General features: G+C 60.1%; 15 protein-coding genes. 10 read left to right on the top strand and 5 right to left on the bottom strand.

Features of this window, described 5'->3' with window-relative positions:
- Window positions 1-39: 39 nt before the first annotated feature.
- Window positions 40-525 carry a protein-export chaperone SecB gene (secB, locus tag MKK04_RS24600; RefSeq protein WP_013974581.1) on the top strand — a complete coding sequence of 162 codons (486 nt, stop codon included), beginning with the start codon at window positions 40-42 and terminating at the stop codon, window positions 523-525.
- Window positions 526-688: 163 nt separating this feature from the next.
- On the opposite strand, the gene trmL is transcribed toward secB, so the two are convergent.
- Window positions 689-1,150 carry a tRNA (uridine(34)/cytosine(34)/5-carboxymethylaminomethyluridine(34)-2'-O)-methyltransferase TrmL gene (gene trmL, locus MKK04_RS24595; protein WP_025340939.1) on the bottom strand — a complete coding sequence of 154 codons (462 nt, stop codon included), beginning with the start codon at window positions 1,148-1,150 and terminating at the stop codon, window positions 689-691.
- On the opposite strand from trmL, the gene MKK04_RS24590 reads away from it, so the two are divergent.
- A complete protein-coding gene (locus MKK04_RS24590; protein WP_207828353.1) occupies window positions 1,149-1,586 on the top strand; it encodes a hypothetical protein in 438 nt (145 codons plus the stop codon). The two genes, trmL and MKK04_RS24590, sit on opposite strands and share 2 nt — an antisense overlap.
- Before the next feature lie 435 nt (window positions 1,587-2,021).
- Here the strand turns inward: MKK04_RS24590 and ntrC are convergent, their stop codons facing one another.
- The 3 genes from ntrC to glnA form a co-directional block, all read right to left on the bottom strand.
- Window positions 2,022-3,458, bottom strand: coding sequence for a nitrogen regulation protein NR(I) (gene ntrC / locus MKK04_RS24585; protein WP_003249213.1), 1,437 nt, complete (start codon window positions 3,456-3,458; stop codon window positions 2,022-2,024).
- Complete coding sequence (glnL, locus tag MKK04_RS24580; protein WP_063912033.1) at window positions 3,455-4,540, bottom strand: nitrogen regulation protein NR(II); 1,086 nt, start codon at window positions 4,538-4,540, stop codon at window positions 3,455-3,457. Before glnL ends, ntrC begins: the two co-directional genes overlap by 4 nt.
- Window positions 4,541-4,905: 365 nt before the next feature.
- Complete coding sequence (gene glnA, locus MKK04_RS24575) at window positions 4,906-6,312, bottom strand: type I glutamate--ammonia ligase (protein ID WP_015272115.1); 1,407 nt, start codon at window positions 6,310-6,312, stop codon at window positions 4,906-4,908.
- Window positions 6,313-6,804: 492 nt separating this feature from the next.
- Between glnA and thiI the strand changes: the two genes are divergently transcribed.
- From thiI to MKK04_RS24545, 6 genes are all read left to right on the top strand, one after another.
- Window positions 6,805-8,259, top strand: a complete 1,455-nt coding sequence (gene thiI / locus MKK04_RS24570) for a tRNA uracil 4-sulfurtransferase ThiI (RefSeq protein WP_207828355.1) — start codon at window positions 6,805-6,807, stop codon at window positions 8,257-8,259.
- Between the two features lie 127 nt (window positions 8,260-8,386).
- A complete protein-coding gene (gene typA, locus MKK04_RS24565; RefSeq protein WP_013974573.1) occupies window positions 8,387-10,207 on the top strand; it encodes a translational GTPase TypA in 1,821 nt (606 codons plus the stop codon).
- Between the two features lie 352 nt (window positions 10,208-10,559).
- Entirely contained in the window at window positions 10,560-11,144 is a 585-nt protein-coding gene (locus MKK04_RS24560) for a 2OG-Fe(II) oxygenase (protein ID WP_233694081.1), read from the top strand.
- Between the two features lie 6 nt (window positions 11,145-11,150).
- The gene (locus tag MKK04_RS24555; protein WP_233694082.1) at window positions 11,151-11,960 is read left to right on the top strand and encodes a hypothetical protein; all 810 of its coding nucleotides are present in this window, start codon (window positions 11,151-11,153) and stop codon (window positions 11,958-11,960) included.
- Between the two features lie 44 nt (window positions 11,961-12,004).
- Window positions 12,005-12,553 (top strand): hypothetical protein, encoded by a 549-nt coding sequence (locus tag MKK04_RS24550; RefSeq protein ID WP_241106056.1) that lies wholly within the window; start codon window positions 12,005-12,007, stop codon window positions 12,551-12,553.
- Between the two features lie 211 nt (window positions 12,554-12,764).
- Window positions 12,765-14,189 (top strand): PhoPQ-activated pathogenicity-related family protein, encoded by a 1,425-nt coding sequence (locus MKK04_RS24545; RefSeq protein ID WP_241106055.1) that lies wholly within the window; start codon window positions 12,765-12,767, stop codon window positions 14,187-14,189.
- 9 nt (window positions 14,190-14,198) lie between these two features.
- Here the strand turns inward: MKK04_RS24545 and MKK04_RS24540 are convergent, their stop codons facing one another.
- On the bottom strand, window positions 14,199-14,603 hold the full coding sequence (locus MKK04_RS24540; protein WP_046613485.1) for a YkgJ family cysteine cluster protein: 405 nt from the start codon (window positions 14,601-14,603) through the stop codon (window positions 14,199-14,201).
- 185 nt (window positions 14,604-14,788) lie between these two features.
- Between MKK04_RS24540 and MKK04_RS24535 the strand changes: the two genes are divergently transcribed.
- Together MKK04_RS24535 and MKK04_RS24530 are read left to right on the top strand one after the other, a co-directional pair.
- Window positions 14,789-17,239 (top strand): glycogen/starch/alpha-glucan phosphorylase, encoded by a 2,451-nt coding sequence (locus MKK04_RS24535; protein WP_207828358.1) that lies wholly within the window; start codon window positions 14,789-14,791, stop codon window positions 17,237-17,239.
- 255 nt (window positions 17,240-17,494) lie between these two features.
- Complete coding sequence (locus MKK04_RS24530) at window positions 17,495-18,505, top strand: class 1 fructose-bisphosphatase (protein WP_016712457.1); 1,011 nt, start codon at window positions 17,495-17,497, stop codon at window positions 18,503-18,505.
- Window position 18,506: the final 1 nt, after the last annotated feature.

The raw sequence follows: 18,506 nt of genomic DNA, 5'->3' as shown, positions 1-18,506 counted from the left end.
TTTGCACTGCATTCAAAAACATTAGGATAAGGATCTGCCATGACTGACCAACAGACCAACGGCGCTGCTGCAGAAGACAACAGCCCTCAGTTCTCCATGCAGCGCATCTATGTGCGCGACCTGTCGTTCGAGGCCCCGAAAAGCCCGCAGATCTTCCGCCAGACCTGGGAGCCGAGCGTAGCCCTGGACCTGAACACCAAGCAGAAAGCCCTGGAAGGTGACTTCCACGAGGTGGTGCTGACCCTGTCGGTTACCGTCAAGAACGGTGACGAAGTGGCCTTCATCGCTGAAGTGCAGCAGGCCGGTATCTTCCTGATCAAGAACCTGGACGCGGCTTCGATGAGCCACACCCTGGGTGCGTTCTGCCCGAACATCCTGTTCCCGTACGCCCGCGAGACCCTGGATAGCCTGGTGACCCGCGGTTCGTTCCCGGCCCTGATGCTGTCGCCGGTCAACTTCGACGCCCTGTACGCGCAAGAAATGCAGCGCATGCAGGAAGCTGGCGAAGCGCCGACCGTGCAGTAATAGCTGCTGGTATCAAGAAAGCGCCTCTCGGGGCGCTTTTTTGTTGCCTGTGCCGCCCCCTTCGCGGGTAAACCCGCTCCCACAGGTACAGCGCTGCCCTTGAGGTTGGCTTGGTTACTGTGGGAGCGGGTTTACCCGCGAAGAGGCCGGCACAGGCTATAGCTCAGCTCCCGGCAAACCCATTCTGCCGCCACGCCTCATACACCGTCACTGCCACGGTATTGGACAGGTTAAGGCTGCGGCACCCCGGCCGCATCGGCAGGCGCAGGCGTTGTTCGGCCGGCAGGCTGTCCAGTACTTCGGTCGGCAAGCCACGGCTCTCGGGGCCGAACAGGAAGGCATCACCCGGCTGGTAGGCCACTTCGTGGAACGGGTGCGAGCCCTTGGTGGTGAAGGCGAACAGCCGCGGGTTGCCCAGGCTTTCCAGGCATCCGGCCAGGCTCTCGTGGCGCTTGAGCGTGGCATACTCGTGGTAATCCAGCCCCGCACGGCGCAGGCGCTTGTCATCCAGTTCGAAGCTGATGGGTTCGATCAGGTGCAGGTCGCAGCCGCTGTTGGCGCACAGGCGAATGATGTTGCCGGTATTCGGCGGAATTTCTGGTTGAAAAAGGATGACGTGAAACATGCACGGCTCCAAGCGTGAAGATGACGGGCATTCTACCCCCGAACCGGACGTGCGTTCGAAGGCGTTCCCGCGGATGATGCTGTCGCTGGCAATCGTCGGCTTGATGGTAGGGCTGATGATCGGCCGGCTGACCACGCCGGACGAGCGCGAGCTGCAACAGGTGGAGGTGGTGCAGGATGGCCTGGAGCTGTGGTTCAACGAAGAGCCTCAGCTGCATGGCGAGAATGTGGACGGTACGGTTGCGCTATTGTTCCAGGCGCAGGGCAAGGCCCGGCAAGGGCAGTTGAGCCTGCAAGGCAAGCCTGTGAGCTGGCGGGTGCAGAAGAGCAAGGAAGGCTTGTTGCTGACGCTGGTGGCCGCGCGCCCCCTGCACGGCGAGTGGGCTGGTGCAGAGGACGCTGGGCGCTGGCGGGTGCAGGTGAAACTGCACGAATAAAAGAGGGGATATCCCGGCCTGCCTGTACCAGGGTCCCCGAAAGGGGTACTGCGTATAAAGGGGGGATGGCCCGGCCTGCCTGTACCGAGGTCCCCAAAACTGGCGATGTTGCGAATAAAAGAGGGGTTCACCCGGCCTGCCTGTACCAGGGCCCCCGAAACTGGAGATGTACTAGGTATTGCAGGGGGCGTGCCAGTTTTGCAAAGCCCGTGAATATTGGGCTTTAAGGGTGAATTAGCCGTTTTTTGAGGGGATTTGTGCCTTCGTGAGGTGCATCGGGCACAGGAACGGTGCATGGAGCCGATATCTGTTCTGGTTCTACAAACGCATTCGCGGGTAAACCCGCTCCCACAAGTACGGCGCCGACCTTGAGGCTGGCGCTGTACTTGTGGGAGCGGGTTTACCCGCGAATGCGTCGGTGCAGCCAGTCAAGGATTAATGGTCATCACCTTCCTCATCATCCCCACCCGCCACATTCATCCCCAGCTCCTTGATCTTGCGCGTCAGGGTATTGCGCCCCCAACCCAGCAACAGCGCCGCATCGCGCCGACGGCCAGCGGTGTGCTTGAGCGCCGTCTCGATCATGATCCGCTCAAAGCTCGGCACTGCGCTGTCCAGCAGGCTGGTCTGCCCACGCGCCAACGCCTGGTCGGCCCACTGGCGCAGGGCCTGCTCCCAGTTGGTTACCGGCGCGGCGTCCTGTGGCAGGTTCAGCAACTCGGGCGGCAGGTCGCCGATCAGCACTTCGCGGCTGGAGGCCATCACGGTGATCCAGCGGCAGGTGTTCTCCATCTGCCGCACGTTGCCCGGCCACGGCAGATTGCGGATGAACTCTTCGGTTTCCGGCTTGAGGATCTTCGGCTCCACCGCCAGCTCCTGGGCGGCGCGGGCGAGGAAGTGGCGGGCGAGGGCGGGGATATCCTCACGGCGGTCGGCCAGCCGTGGAATGTGGATGCGAATCACGTTCAGGCGGTGGAACAAGTCCTCGCGGAACTTGCCGGCCTGTACCAGCGACTCGAGGTTCTGGTGGGTGGCAGCGATGATGCGCACGTCGACCTTGACCGGCACGTGGCCGCCCACGCGATAGAACTCGCCATCGGCCAGCACCCGCAGCAGGCGGGTCTGGGTGTCGGCGGGCATGTCGCCGATCTCGTCGAGGAACAGGGTCCCGCCGTCGGCCTGCTCGAAGCGCCCCCGGCGCAGGTTGGCCGCACCGGTGAAGGCGCCTTTCTCATGGCCGAACAGCTCGGACTCCATCAGGTCCTTGGGGATCGCGGCCATGTTCAGGGCAATGAACGGCGACGCCGCACGTGGGCTGTGGCGGTGCAGGGCGTGGGCCACCAGTTCCTTGCCGGTACCGGACTCGCCGTTGATCAGCACAGTGATGTTGGAGTGGCTGAGGCGGCCGATGGCGCGGAACACCTCCTGCATCGCCGGTGCTTCACCGATGATTTCCGGGGTGCGTGCCAGGTTTTGCGGCACATCAAGCCCTTGCTGCTCCTGGGCGTGCTGGTTGGCACGCTTGACCAGCGAGACCGCCTCGTCCACATCGAATGGCTTGGGCAGGTACTCGAAGGCACCGCCCTGGTACGACGCCACGGCGCTGTCCAGGTCGGAGTGGGCAGTCATGATGATGACTGGCAGGCGCGGGTGCTGCTCGCGGATTTGCGCCAGCAGGTCGAGGCCACTGGTGCCGGGCATGCGGATGTCGGAAATGATCACGTCCGGTTGCTGGCGTGCCAGGCGGCCCATCACGCCATCGGCGCTGTCGAAGCTCTGGGTGGTCATGCCTTCCTGTTGCAGGGCTTTTTCCAGGACCCAGCGGATGGAGCGATCATCGTCGACGATCCATACGGTTTCACTTCGGCTCATGAGGCGGTGGCTCCTTGTTCCAGGGGCAGGTAGATCGAGAAGGCGGTGTGGCCTGCATGGCTTTCACACTCGATCAGGCCCTGGTGCTGGCTGATGATGTTCTGGGTAATGGCCAGGCCCAGCCCGGTACCGTCCGGGCGGCCGCTGACCATGGGATAGAAGAGGGTGTCCTGCAGTTCCGGCGGGATGCCCGGGCCGTTGTCGATGATCTCCACCCGCGCCACCAGGCGATGGCGCACGTGGCCGATGGTGAACTGGCGCAGGGCACGGCTGCGCAGGGTGATGCGGCCCAGGCGCAGCTCGTTCTGCGAGCTGATCGCCTGCATGGCGTTGCGCACGATGTTGAGCACAGCCTGGATCATCTGTTCGCGGTCGATCAACACATCCGGCAGGCTGGGGTCGTAATCGCGCACCAAAGTGATGCAACCCTGGCTTTCGGCCTCTACCAGGCTGCAGACCCGCTCCAGTACTTCGTGGATGTTGGTCATGGCCAGCGACGGTAGCTTGTTCGAGCCGAGCATGCGGTCGACCAGGTTACGCAGGCGGTCGGCTTCCTCGATGATCACGTTGGTATAGTCGCGCAGGCCTTCGTCAGGCAGCTCGCGGGCCAGCAGCTGGGCTGCGCCGCGGATGCCGCCGAGCGGGTTCTTGATTTCGTGGGCCAGGCCGCGCACCAGCATCTTGGTGGTTTCCTGCTTGCTCAGCTGGGCCTCTTCCTTGGTGATGCGCAGCAGCCGGTCCCGTGGGTGAACCTCCAGCAGCAGCAAGGTCTGGCCCTGGTGCAGGATCGGCGTTACCGCGTAGTCGACGGTGATGGCCTGCCCGGTCAGCGAGGTGAGCTGCGCTTCGCGCTTGGTGAACGGGTGCGCCTGCTCGACCGCCTGGCGCAGCGAGCTGAGCGCTTCGGTCGACTCGGTGAACAGTTCGCTGATGAACTGCCCATGGCTGCGCTGGCCACTGACCGCCAGCAGCATTTCTGCGGCAGGGTTCATGTACTCCAGGCGTAGCTCGGCGTTGAGCAGTAGCGTGGCGGTGGTCAGGTTGTCCAGAAGCAGACGGTGCTGTGCATCGCTGATGGTCATAAGGCGTCGTTGACCTCTTTTGGCGCTTGGCTGGCATGGCGCGGCCATGGCCGGGCGCGCGGTGGATCCGCTGATGCGAGACTCTCTACCTGCAGAAATGCAAGAAACAAACCAAAGCTCCGAAAAGAAGCGGGATTTGCCGAAAAAGGCCTGGATCTGCGCAAAATCGGATCAGAAAGTCTTGGTGAAGCGTTTCATGTGAACCAGATTGGGGAGCAAATGGGGGCACGGCGTTCGATTGTGCACCAAGATAGAGCATAGCGTGACGGGCGGGGTTTCTGTGGGTTCTGTATGGCGCGGAAACGAAAACGGCCTCCCGAGGGAGGCCGTTCTGATCATGTCATCGGCGCCAGGCACCGATCAGATCAGCAGCTGTAGTACAGCTCGTATTCCAGCGGGTGAACGAAGGTACGGACCTTGATTTCTTCTTCGCTCTTCAGCTCGATGAAGGCATCGATGAAGTCGTCGGAGAACACGCCGCCCTTGGTCAGGAACGCACGGCCTTTGTCCAGCTCTTCCAGTGCTTCCTTCAGGCTGCCGCAAACCTGCGGAATGTCCTTGGCCTCTTCAGGCGGCAGGTCGTACAGGTTCTTGTCGGCAGCATCGCCTGGGTGGATCTTGTTCTGGATACCGTCCAGGCCAGCCATCAGCAGGGCCGCGAAGGCCAGGTACGGGTTGGCCGATGGGTCCGGGAAGCGTGCTTCGATACGGCGGGCTTTCGGGCTGCCGACGTAAGGAATACGGATCGATGCGGAACGGTTGCGAGCCGAGTAGGCCAGCATTACCGGGGCTTCGAAGCCTGGGACCAGACGCTTGTAGGAGTTGGTCGACGGGTTGGTGAAGCCGTTCAGGGCCTTACCGTGCTTGATGATACCGCCGATGAAGTACAGGGCGGTGTCGGACAGGCCGGCATAGCCTTCACCCGAGAAGGTGTTCTTGCCGTCTTTCCAGATCGACATGTGCACGTGCATGCCCGAGCCGTTGTCGCCGTACAGTGGCTTCGGCATGAAGGTGGCGGTACGGCCGTAGGCGTCGGCAACGTTGTGCACGACGTATTTCAGCGCCTGTACTTCGTCAGCCTTCTTCACCAGGGTGTTGAACTTGACGCCGATTTCGTTCTGGCCGGCAGTCGCCACTTCGTGGTGGTGAACTTCGACGGTCTGGCCCATCTCTTCCAGTGCGTTGCACATGGCAGTACGGATTTCGTGGTCGTGGTCGAACGGCGGAACCGGGAAGTAGCCGCCTTTCACGCCCGGACGGTGGCCTTTGTTGCCGCCTTCCACGTCAGCGCCAGTCATCCACGAGCCTTGCTCGGAGAAGATCTTGAACATCGAGCCGGAGATGTCCGACTGGAACTTCACTTCGTCGAAGATGAAGAACTCAGGCTCTGGGCCTGCGAATACGGTGTCACCGATGCCGGTGCTCTTCAGGTACTCTTCGGCGCGCTTGGCGATGGCACGTGGGTCGCGATCGTAGCCCTGCATGCTCGACGGGTCGACGATGTCGCAGGTGATGATCAGGGTTGGCTCTTCGGTGAACGGGTCCAGTACGGCAGTTTCGTCGACCGGCATCAGGATCATGTCGGATGCTTCGATGCCTTTCCAGCCAGCGATGGAGGAACCGTCGAACATCTTGCCGACTTCGAAGAAGTCGTCTTCCAGCGCATCACGCGCCGGCATGGTCACGTGGTGCTGAGTGCCTTTGGTGTCCGTGAAACGCAGATCAATCCACTTGACGTCATGATCTTTGATGAGTTGAACCGACTTCGACATGTTGTCCTCCGGATGGTCTAGAGCGCGGTGGGCCGCTGCCCTGGAAAAAGGGTGTTGCCGGGCGCGGATAGTCGGCCAAGCTATACCTGCCTCACAAGGGAGCAAATTGCATGCCAGTGCCCGAAAATGGCGAGGGCGGGATAAAAGGGGGCGTTTGTGGGCATTTGGCGGTGGGGTGGCGGTGGGAAATGCACCCTTAAGATGCGAATTTTGGTAGCAGTGCACCAATAGTGTGCATTGCTTGAGTTGTATGCTTTTCTTGAGGGCCTCTTCGCGGGTGAACCCGCTCCCACAGGGGATAGCACAACCTTGGAATTGTGTGCGGTCCCTGTGGGAGCGGGTTTACCCGCGAAAGGGCCGGAGCTGGCAGCACAAAACCCGCCTCCTGCATTTATCTGAAAGCTTCTGATCAAAAGTTGGTCAAATCCTGAGCAATTTCCGCTATAATTCGCGCCCCTCATTTTCGGCAGGCCCTGCGCGCGCTGTTAACCAATGAAACTTATCGTCAAAGTCTTCCCAGAAATCACCATCAAGAGCCGGCCGGTGCGCAAGCGCTTCATCCGCCAGCTCGGCAAGAACATCCGCAACGTGCTCAAGGACCTCGACCCTGAGCTGGTGGTCGATGGTGTCTGGGATAATCTCGAAGTGGTCACCCGCGTCGAAGACGAAAAAGTCCAGCGCGAGATGATCGAGCGCCTCACCTGCACCCCGGGTATCACCCACTTCCTGCAGGTAGAGGAATACCCGCTCGGCGACTTCGACGACATTGTCGCCAAGTGCAAGCACCACTTCGGCCACCTGCTGGCCGGCAAGCACTTCGCCGTGCGCTGCAAGCGCGGCGGCCACCACGACTTCACCTCGATGGACGTCGACCGTTACGTCGGCAGCCAGCTGCGCCAGCAGTGCGGCGCCGCCGGCATCGAGCTGAAGAACCCGGAAGTGCTGGTGCGCATCGAGATCCGCGACCAGCGCCTGTACGTGATCCACAACCAGCACCAGGGCATCGGCGGTTATCCGCTGGGCGCCCTGGAGCAGACCCTGGTGCTGATGTCCGGTGGCTTCGACTCCACCGTGGCGGCCTACCAGATGATGCGCCGTGGCCTGATGACCCACTTCTGCTTCTTCAACCTCGGTGGCCGTGCCCACGAGCTGGGCGTGATGGAAGTGGCCCACTACCTGTGGAAGAAGTTCGGCAGCAGCCAGCGCGTGCTGTTCATCAGCGTGCCATTCGAGGAAGTGGTCGGCGAGATCCTCAACAAGGTCGACAACAGCTACATGGGCGTGACCCTCAAGCGCATGATGCTGCGCGGTGCCGCACACATGGCCGACCGCCTGGAGATCGACGCGCTGGTCACCGGCGAGGCGATTTCCCAGGTGTCCAGCCAGACCCTGCCGAATCTGTCGATCATCGACTCGGCCACCGACAAGCTGGTGCTGCGCCCGTTGCTGGCCAGCCACAAGCAGGACATCATCGACCAGGCCACCGCAATCGGCACTGCCGATTTTGCCAAGCACATGCCGGAGTACTGTGGCGTGATCTCGGTGAACCCGACTACCCATGCCAAGCGTCATCGCATGGAGCACGAAGAAAAGCAGTTCGACATGGCCGTGCTGGAGCGCGCCCTGGAGCGTGCCAGGTTCATCTCCATCGACCACGTGATCGACGAGCTTGGCAAGGACATCGAAGTCGAGGAAGTGGCCGAGGCGCTGCCGGGCCAGATCGTCATCGACATTCGTCACCCCGATGCCCAGGAAGACGAACCTCTGGCGCTGGAGGGTATCGAAGTCCAGGCCATGCCGTTCTATGCGATCAACAGCAAGTTCAAGCACCTGGACCCTACGCGCCAGTACTTGCTGTATTGCGACAAAGGTGTGATGAGCCGTCTGCACGCACACCACCTGCTCAGTGAGGGACATGCCAATGTGCGTGTTTATCGTCCGACATAAGACGCCAGGGCTGTATGGCGGCAGCATCCGCCATCGCCCTCCCGACCATCGGGCCCGCTGAGCCTCAAACCGTACATATTCGCCGCCTACACTGGCGGCAACCGAATCCTCTGATCGAGATACAGTTGTGATCGAAAATCTGCGTAACATCGCCATCATCGCCCACGTTGACCATGGTAAAACCACCCTGGTCGACAAACTCCTGCGCCAGTCCGGCACCCTGGAGCGTAACGAGCTCAACGACGAGCGCGTGATGGACTCCAACGACCAGGAAAAAGAGCGCGGCATTACCATTCTGGCGAAAAACACCGCCATCAACTGGAACGGCTACCACATCAACATCGTCGACACCCCCGGCCACGCCGACTTCGGTGGCGAGGTTGAGCGTGTAATGTCGATGGTCGACTCCGTGCTGCTGCTGGTCGATGCCCAGGACGGCCCGATGCCGCAAACCCGCTTCGTGACCAAGAAGGCGTTTGAAGCCGGCCTGAAGCCGATCGTCGTGATCAACAAGGTTGACCGCCCGGGCGCGCGTCCTGACTGGGTTCTGGACCAGATCTTCGACCTGTTCGACAACCTCGGTGCCACCGACGACCAGCTGGACTTCCAGGTGGTCTACGCCTCGGCCCTGAACGGCATCGCCGGTCTGGACCACACCGACATGGCCGAAGACATGACCCCGCTGTACCAGTCGATCGTCGACAACGTACCGGCGCCGAACGTTGACGTCGATGGCCCGTTCCAGATGCAGATCTCCGCGCTGGACTACAACAGCTTCCTCGGTGTTATCGGCGTTGGCCGTATCGCCCGTGGTCGCATCAAGCCGAACACCCCGGTTGTTGCCATCGACACCGAAGGCAAGAAGCGTAACGGCCGTATCCTCAAGCTGATGGGCCACCACGGCCTGCACCGCGTCGACGTTGAAGAAGCCCAGGCTGGCGACATCGTCTGCATCAGCGGTTTCGACGAGCTGTTCATCTCCGACACCCTGTGCGACATGAACCACGTCGAAGCGATGAAGCCGCTGACCGTTGACGAGCCGACCGTATCGATGACCTTCCAGGTCAACGACTCGCCGTTCTGCGGCAAGGAAGGCAAGTTCGTCACCAGCCGTAACATCAAGGAACGTCTGGACAAAGAGCTGCTGTACAACGTTGCACTGCGCGTTGAAGAAGGCGACTCGGCTGACAAGTTCAAGGTTTCCGGCCGTGGTGAGCTGCACCTGTCGGTTCTGATCGAAACCATGCGTCGTGAAGGCTTCGAGATGGCTGTAGGCCGCCCTGAAGTGATCATCCGCGAAGTCAACGGCGTGAAGCAGGAGCCGTTCGAGAACGTCACCATCGACATCCCTGAAGAATCCCAGGGCAAGGTCATGGAAGAAATGGGCCTGCGTAAAGGCGACCTGACCAACATGGCGCCGGATGGCAAGGGCCGTGTACGTCTGGAGTACAACGTACCTGCTCGCGGTCTGATCGGTTTCCGTAACCAGTTCCTGACCCTGACCAACGGTGCCGGCATCCTGACCTCGATCTTCGATCGCTACGACACCATGAAAGCTGGCCAGATGTCCGGCCGCCTGAACGGTGTTCTGGTTTCGATCGAGACCGGCAAGGCGCTGACCTACTCGCTGGAAACCCTGCAGGCTCGTGGCAAGCTGTTCATCGAGCACGGCCAGGACATCTACAACGGTCAGATCATCGGTCTGAACAGCCGTGACAACGACCTGGGCGTGAACCCGACCAAAGGCAAGAAGCTCGACAACATGCGTGCTTCGGGCAAAGACGAAGTCATCGCCCTGGTACCGCCGGTTCGCCACACCCTGGAACAGGCCCTGGAATTCATCCAGGACGACGAGCTGTGCGAAGTGACTCCGAAGTCGATCCGCCTGCGCAAGAAGATCCTGGACGAAGGCGAGCGTACCCGCGCTGCCAAGAAAGCCAAGGCTTGATCGTCTAGCTTGAGCTGAAACGAAAACGCCCCCGGTCGAAAGGCCGGGGGCGTTTTTTTATGTCCAATTCTGAGTGAAGCCAAGGGCAGAGGCTGCCTGCGGTCTCTCACGCACACGTGCCTTTGTCATGGTAAATGCTTGGGGTCTGGCAGGACTTCAGGTGGGTGTCAGGCTGAAAAAAGTATGTTTGAGGTGAAGAAAATGGGAGCTCGTTATGGCGACTAAATCTTTTATCACATCAAGGCTATGGTAAAGGTCACCGGCTGAGCGGCTGTTTCCCTGTGTGAGAATATCTAAAGATGTCTTAACTTTCAGTCTCCAATCGCTATGTTGAGATCAGGAGAATGAAGTAATGGTAGGTTTGACTGCTTGTAAAGATATCTGTGTGATTGATGATGGAATAACGGACGAAGAGCACACGAAAATATTGAGGCTTCTTACTGGCTCGCTCTGGCGTTATGGCTGGCCCTATCCTTATGCTCCCCTTGATCGTCCATGTTGGCACAGTTTTATCGCTGGCACTCGTAGAAATGAATTGGAAGACTGTGAACAAGAACTGCGAGAGCGACCGGACTGGGCTTTTCTGGCGAATATCTGGGCGCGTATCAAGGCTGCGCATATGCCTTCGGCGACCCTGTTAGGGGTATACGCCAATGGTCAAACAAGCAGCCAGGATGGTCCTATTCATCGTGACAATACAGCCGAGGCGCCGGGAAAAACTATAATGCTGTTTTGCAGCGAGTACTGGGCCACCTGCTGGGGTGGTGAGCTTGTATTCTACGACGCTGACAAAGAAAGTATTGTGCTGTCTGTACAGCCTAAGCCGAGGCGGATTGTCATCTTCAATGGGGAAGTGCCACATGGTGCTCGGGCGCCAGGTGTGAGTTGTAATCGGCTGCGTATGAGCATCGCCTTCAAGACATTGATCAGGGAGTAGCGAAAGATGACCAAAACACTTGAGATTATCTTGGGCTACGTTGAGAAACCGGTAGCGGTGGGGGCGGCATCTACTTCCCTGACGGATCATTATAACAGCGACAAGTCAGGGTTCGCTCTAGTGAATCAGGGTGCCCAAACCGGAGCTGCAGTCGCCGGGATCACGTCAATAGTAAAACTGACTGCGGGTTTTACACCATTCCTCAATATCAAGGTGAATACGCTTGCTGCGACTACAGTATTTCTAAAAATTACTGCTAAGTACAAGACCGACCAGGAATTTGAAAAAGGTGACGTCCTGAGCCTGGTTGGAAATGTTGCAGGGATTGTCGGCAGTATAAGCTTGCTTGCTGGGGCTGGCACTCCCGCGGTCATTTTCACTGCTGTAGGCGTTGGGGCTAATGCCTTGGGGATACTCAATTCCGATGCGGCATCAAATTTGTATCATTCTTTTATCGCACCTGTAGTGCAAAAACATTTCGTTGCAAATACAAATGCCACCTACCCTGATTACTGGGTGGCGCCGGACTTGGCCCTTGCATCGCTCGCCCAAATCAGCGCAATCTATGCGGGCCGAGTTGCGGTAACCCAGTGGAACCCGGATACGCAAGGCGTGGTGCTTGGAAGCAACCTTTCTCACCTGTACGGAATATCTGGCGGCGGCGACGGCGGCGGGGGTGGCTATATTGAGCCGGACTTCGGTGGCGGGCCTATGGTATTCCCATTGCCGGAACCCCCCAGGTGGAATATTGATATAGGTCCTATAGAGATCATCCCGCCTGGCGGGGGCTTAGGTGGAGTTGATAGGTATCATTAAAGATTTTTAGGTGATTTTTACTTTTAAAATAGCAGGAGGGACGTGTGCAGTCTTTTTCTGGATTCATCAAATTGCTCAGAATGTCCCCTCCTTTGAAGCGTGCTCAATTGCTTGCGATTGTCGTGATTACGATGCTTGCAGGTGTTGCATTTTTTTTCAGTCAGCTGAAAGTATATAAGGCTCCTGATTTTTCTAGGCTGCTAGTTGTCGAGGGGCGAGTATCCGGTTATCCAGATGTTTGGGAGGGTAACCGTTCGCTAGTACATTTTTCCGTAGCATATAAGCTTGATGGAAAGCGGGAGGGCAAACCTGTCTATACTTACCGAGAGTTGTATGAGGCATCGGGGCTTCGTATCAATACGAAGGTTATTCTTACAGTGGAACGTGGGGGTGACGGTAGCACCGTGCGTGAACTCGCCACGTTGGACGGGAAAATACTCTATGACGATCGTCTCAATCAACAGGTCGTGGTTTGGAACAATGAATCGATAATGTCCACGGTCGTGTTGGGTGCCTTGGCATCAATAGTGACCGCCATAGCCGCAATCGTTATGGTTGTACTTCATCTGCGCGACCTTGCTCGGCAGGGTTGATATAGAAATAGAGCTATTCCCATTTTGCTCGTTCGAGTCAAAAACGCCCTCGCACGCATCGCCGGAGGCGTTTTTGTTCGTCTGACGCAGGTTTTTTTGTAGGTGATATCTCAAGATGATGTAGGTTACATCTTTCACGGCCTTTTGCGACTTGTGCGCACTTGTTGTGATGCCTAGCGTGAAGTGCTTTCTCGAAGCAGGAAGCATTCACATGAATTACCGTTTAGCGCTGGCCATCCCCTGCCTGATGGCTGGCTTGCAGGCTTGCACCATGCAGGACTGCGCCAGCCTGCGTCCGCAGGATGTTGTCCAGTGCCATATTGGCAAGGTGCGTCAGGCACCCTTGGAAGCCGTATTGCTCGAGCAAACCTCCGAGCCTGGTTATGTGTTCCGTCGCTTGCAGATGGTTTCCCAGGTTTGGGAGCCAGCGCCGGTGGTTGAGCCGCGCCGCTGGGAGCATGATGTCGAGCTGCATATCCCGCACAATGCCGTGCCCGGCAAAGCCCTGCTGGTGGTGAACAACGGTGTACGGTTCGGGCCGGCGCAAACTCCTGACTATACCCGCGAGGCATTACGCGAAGTCGCCCTCAAGGCACGGATGGCCGTGGTCATGATCAGCGATGTGCCCAATCAGTACGTGACCTTCAACGATAACGAGAAGCCCTTGCGCGAGGATGACGCCGTGGCCCATACCTGGGCTCATGCGCTACGCAGCGCCGCGCCGGAATTGCCACTGCACGTGCCGATGGCCGCGGCAGCGAGCCGGGCGATGGATCTGGCCGAGCAAGAGTTGGCAAGGCAAGGGCTCACGGTGGACCGCTTCATTATCACGGGTGCCTCCAAGCGCGGCTGGGGCGCATGGCTCACGGCATTGGCCGATGAGCGGGTGATGGCCATCGTGCCCAGTGTGATCGACGTCGCGGATACTTCGGACATGCTGGCCGGATTGCGCAAGCGTTATGGTGGTCACTGGCCCTTGGCGCTGGGTTCCTACCAGCAGGCTGGTGTCCTGCAGCAGCTGGGCACCCCGGCATTTGAGCGGCTGATGGCGATGATGGACCCGATGCAGTACCTGAACGAGAAAAGGCAGCGTCTGGCCATTCCCAAGTACCTGGTGTCCGCCAGTGGTGACGATTTCTTCGCCCCTGACCCGGTCACCGATTATCAGCAGCGCCTGCCGGGCCAGACCAGCCTCAGGGTATTGCCGAACTCTGACCATGGCGGGGTGCGTCAAGCGGTAGTCAGTACCTTGGTACCTGCGGTGACGCGCTTGCGCGATGGGGCCCCTCTGCCAAGCGTGCAGGTGTCGCCGAACGGGCAAGGCGGGCAGATGACCGTCGAATTCTCCGAGCCGCCAGTGGCGGTTAAGGTCTGGACGGCGAGCAACAGCCAGGACCGTGACTTCCGCTATGCCTGTGGGGTGCGCTACCAGGCCGAGACACTCGCGCCTGTGCAGCAGTTTACCCTGCAACGCACGGCACCGGCGGCAGGCTGGCAGGCGCAGTTCGTCGAGGCGAAATTCGCTGACGGCTTCATCGCAACCAGCTCGGTCAGTGTGCTGCCGCACACCTATCCTGAACATCCGCCGATGGACCAGGGTGGTTCGTGCAGAAGCTTCCCTGCAGGTGGGAGATGAAAGGTTGACCTAGCGTGAGGCCACCTTTGGCTTGTAAGCACAATAACCTGGCCTCGGCCCGACCTTGGGGTGGTTGCGGCAGGTGTCCGGCCGCTTGTCATAAATGGTGCACAGCCGGCTTTTACGATCCAGGTACAGGCAGTCATCATTGCTCATCCGGGTCAGGGTGAAGATCCCCGACTTCTGGTTGAAGCGTTCGATGATGCCGTCCTTCTGCAGGCGCTTGGCGATGTTCTTCGGCGGTTCGTCTTTCTCGAACTCGTCGACCACGCCGATACGGATCAGATCCTTGATCTTCACCTCCACCGGCAGGGTGCAGCAGGTCGAATGGCAGCCATGGCACATGTTGCTGGTGTAGCGCTGCCAGGTCTCCAGGCGGTCGACTTCGGCCGCGGCGATCAGGGTCGTTTTCATCGTTATAGGGGTGTATCACGGTCTTGGGGCGCGCGATCATACCGGAATTGTTCAATTTATGAACAACCTTTTGCCGGAATCGCAGAGTGGGCATGAAAACTGCGAACGGTAACTGTCACTCCCTGTCGAAGGGGCTAGGCTCAACAGTCTCCCTCCGCTTTCGTCAACTTGCCAGAGGATGCCGCATGTCCCAGGAACCCAAAGCACGTGACGCCGAGGTGGCCGAATTTCGCGCCGCTGTATTGAAGAAGCTGACCTACGCGGTCGGCAAGGACCCGGAGCACGCCTTCGACCACGACTGGTTCGAAGCCATTGCCCTGGCCGCGCGCGATCACATGGTCGATCACTGGATGGACCACACCCGCCAGGCTTATCGCCGAAGCCAGAAGCGGGTCTATTACCTTTCCCTCGAATTCCTCATCGGTCGCCTGCTGTACGACAGCCTGAGCAACCTGGGCCTGCTCGATATTGCCCGCGAAGCGCTGGAAGGGCTGGACGTGGACCTGGAGCGCATCCGCCTGCTCGAACCCGATGCTGCGTTGGGCAACGGTGGCCTGGGCCGCCTGGCGGCGTGCTTCATGGAGAGCATGTCGACCCTGGGCATCGCCGCCCACGGCTATGGCATCCGCTACGAACACGGGCTGTTCCGCCAGGCCATGGTCGATGGCTGGCAGCAGGAGCAGACCGAGAACTGGCTGGATTTCGGCAACCCCTGGGAGTTCGAGCGCGCCGAGGTGATCTACCCGATCAGCTTTGGTGGCAGCGTCGAAACGGTGCACGACACCCATGGCCAGCAGCGCCAGGTGTGGTGGCCGGGCGAGACCGTGCGGGCGGTGGCCTATGACACCCCGGTGGTCGGTTGGCGCGGGGCCAGCGTCAACACCTTGCGCCTGTGGCGTGCGCGGGCGCTGGAGGAGCTGCACCTGGAGCGCTTCAACGCCGGCGACCACCTGGGCGCGGTGGCCGAGGTGGCACGGGCCGAAAGCATTTCGCGGGTGCTGTACCCGGCCGACAGCACCGAGGCTGGCCAGGAGCTGCGCTTGCGCCAGGAATACTTCTTCGTCTCGGCCTCGCTGCAGGACCTGCTGCGCCGCCACCTGAACATGCACGACAACCTGCTCAACCTGCCGGACGCGGCGGCCATCCAGCTCAACGACACCCACCCGTCGATCGCCGTCGCCGAGCTGATGCGCCTGCTGGTCGACCAGCATGAAATCCCCTGGGATACCGCCTGGGAGCTGACCGTCGGCACTTTGGCCTACACCAACCACACCTTGCTGCCCGAAGCCCTTGAAACCTGGCCGGTGGCGTTGATGGAACGCATGCTGCCGCGGCACATGCAGATCATCTACCTGATCAACGCCTACCACATCGACGCGCTGCGGGCGAAAGGCCTGCACGACTTCGACGTGCTGCGGGCGGTATCGCTGATCGAGGAGGACAACGGCCGCCGGGTGCGCATGGGCAACCTGGCGTTCCTCGGCTCGCACAGCGTCAACGGTGTGTCGGCGCTGCACAGCAAACTGATGAAAAGCACGGTGTTCGCCGAGCTGCACAAGCTCTACCCGCAACGGATCAACAACAAGACCAACGGCATTACCTTCCGCCGCTGGCTGTACCAGTCCAACCCGCAGTTGACCGCGATGCTGGTCGAGGCGCTGGGGCCGGAGCTGCTGGACGACCCCGAAGGGCGCCTGGCCGGCCTGGTGCCGTTCGCCGACAAGAGCGGCTTCCGCAAGCAGTTCGCTGCCCAGCGCCTGCACAGCAAGCGTGCCCTGGCCAGCATCATCCAGGACCGCCTGGGTGTCACGGTGAACCCCGAGGCGTTGTTCGATGTGCAGGTCAAGCGCATCCACGAGTACAAGCGCCAGTTACTTAACCTGCTGCATACCGTGGCGCTGTACCAGGCCATGCGCAACGACCCCGGTACCGACTGGGTGCCGCGGGTGAAGATTTTTGCCGGCAAGGCCGCGGCCAGTTACCACCAGGCCAAGCTGATCATCAAGCTGGCCAACGACATCGCCCGGGTGGTGAACAACGACCCGACCGTGCGTGGCCTGTTGAAGGTGGTGTTCCTGCCCAACTACAACGTCAGCCTGGCCGAAAGCATCATCCCGGCGGCGGACCTTTCCGAGCAGATTTCCACCGCCGGTTACGAAGCCTCCGGTACCAGCAACATGAAGTTCGGCCTGAACGGCGCGCTGACCATCGGCACCCTGGATGGCGCCAACGTGGAGATGTGCGAGCAGGTGGGCGCCGACAACATGTTCATCTTCGGCCTTACCGCGCAGCAGGTGGAAGCCCGGCGGCGTGCCGGGGACTTCGGTGCCAGTGCGGCGATTGCCGCGTCCAGCCGCCTGAGCGACGTGCTGCAGGCCATTCGCAGCGGGGTGTTCTCGCCGGACGACCCGTCGCGCTACAGCGCGTTGATCGATGGGCTGGTGGGCCATGACCGCTTCCTGGTGTGTGCCGATTTCGACGCTTACTGGGATGCCCAGCGGCGGGTCGAGGAACTGTGGCACACGCCGCAGGAGTGGTGGCGCATGGCGGTGCTGAACACTGCGCGGATGGGCTGGTTCTCGTCGGACCGGACCATTCGGGAGTATGCCAGCGAGATCTGGAAGGCTTTGGATTGAGGTAAGCCTGCCCTGGCCTCTTCGCGGGTAAACCCGCTCCCACAGGAATTGCACAGCCTCGGAAACCTGTGCAGTCCCTGTGGGAGCGGGTTTACCCGCGAAGAGGCCTACAACCAGACCACCGGCCTGGCGCACGCTGAACTACCGACCTATTGTGCCGTCTGAGAGCCGTGGCGAGTCTCATCACTCGCTAGCCCGCAACTCTCCCTGTAAACTGCGTGGGTTTTTCATCCCCCAATCCTTTCGGAGCCATACATGTCCCGCGTTACCCTGAGTCGCTATCTGATTGAGCAGACCCGCAGCAACAATACCCCTGCCGATCTGCGCTTCCTGATCGAAGTGGTGGCGCGTGCGTGCAAGGAAATCAGCCATCACGTGTCCAAAGGCGCCCTCGGCGGTGTGCTGGGCAGCATGGGCACTGAAAACGTGCAGGGCGAAGTCCAGAAGAAACTGGACGTGATTTCCAACGATATCCTGCTGGAAGCCAACGAATGGGGCGGCCACCTGGCTGGCATGGCCTCCGAAGAAATGGACAACGCCTACCAGATTCCGGGCAAGTACCCGAAAGGCGCCTACCTGCTGGTCTTCGACCCGCTGGACGGCTCGTCCAACATCGACGTCAACGTTTCGGTCGGTACCATCTTCTCGGTACTGCGTTGCCCTAACGAGTATCTGAGCCAGAACGAAACCCTGAACGAAAATGCCTTCCTGCAGCCAGGCACCCAGCAGGTCGCCGCCGGTTACGCCATCTATGGCCCGCAGACCATGCTGATCCTGACCCTGGGCAACGGCGTCAAGGGCTTCACCCTGGACCGCGAACTGGGCAGCTTCGTCCTCACCCACGAAAACATCCGCGTGCCGGAAAGCACCGCCGAGTTCGCCATCAACATGTCCAACCAGCGCCACTGGGAAGCCCCGGTTCAGCGTTACGTGGGCGAGCTGCTGGCAGGCGAGACCGGCCCGCTGAAGAAGAACTACAACATGCGCTGGATCGCCTCGATGGTGGCCGACGTGCACCGCATCCTGACCCGTGGCGGCCTGTTCATGTACCCACGTGACGCCCGCGAGCCGAGCAAGCCGGGCAAGCTGCGCCTGATGTACGAAGCCAACCCGATGTCGTTCATCATCGAACAGGCTGGCGGCGCCTCCACCAACGGTTACGATCGCATCCTCGACATCAAGCCGGAAAGCCTGCACCAGCGTGTGTCGGTAATCCTCGGCTCGAAGGAAGAGGTCGAGCGCGTCACCGCCTACCACAAGGAGTAAG

The organism is Pseudomonas sp. LS.1a (genome assembly GCF_022533585.1).
Lineage (GTDB): Bacteria > Pseudomonadota > Gammaproteobacteria > Pseudomonadales > Pseudomonadaceae > Aquipseudomonas.
The sequence above is the reverse complement of the archived record's forward strand: the minus strand, read 5'-3'. Positions and strand labels throughout refer to the sequence as shown.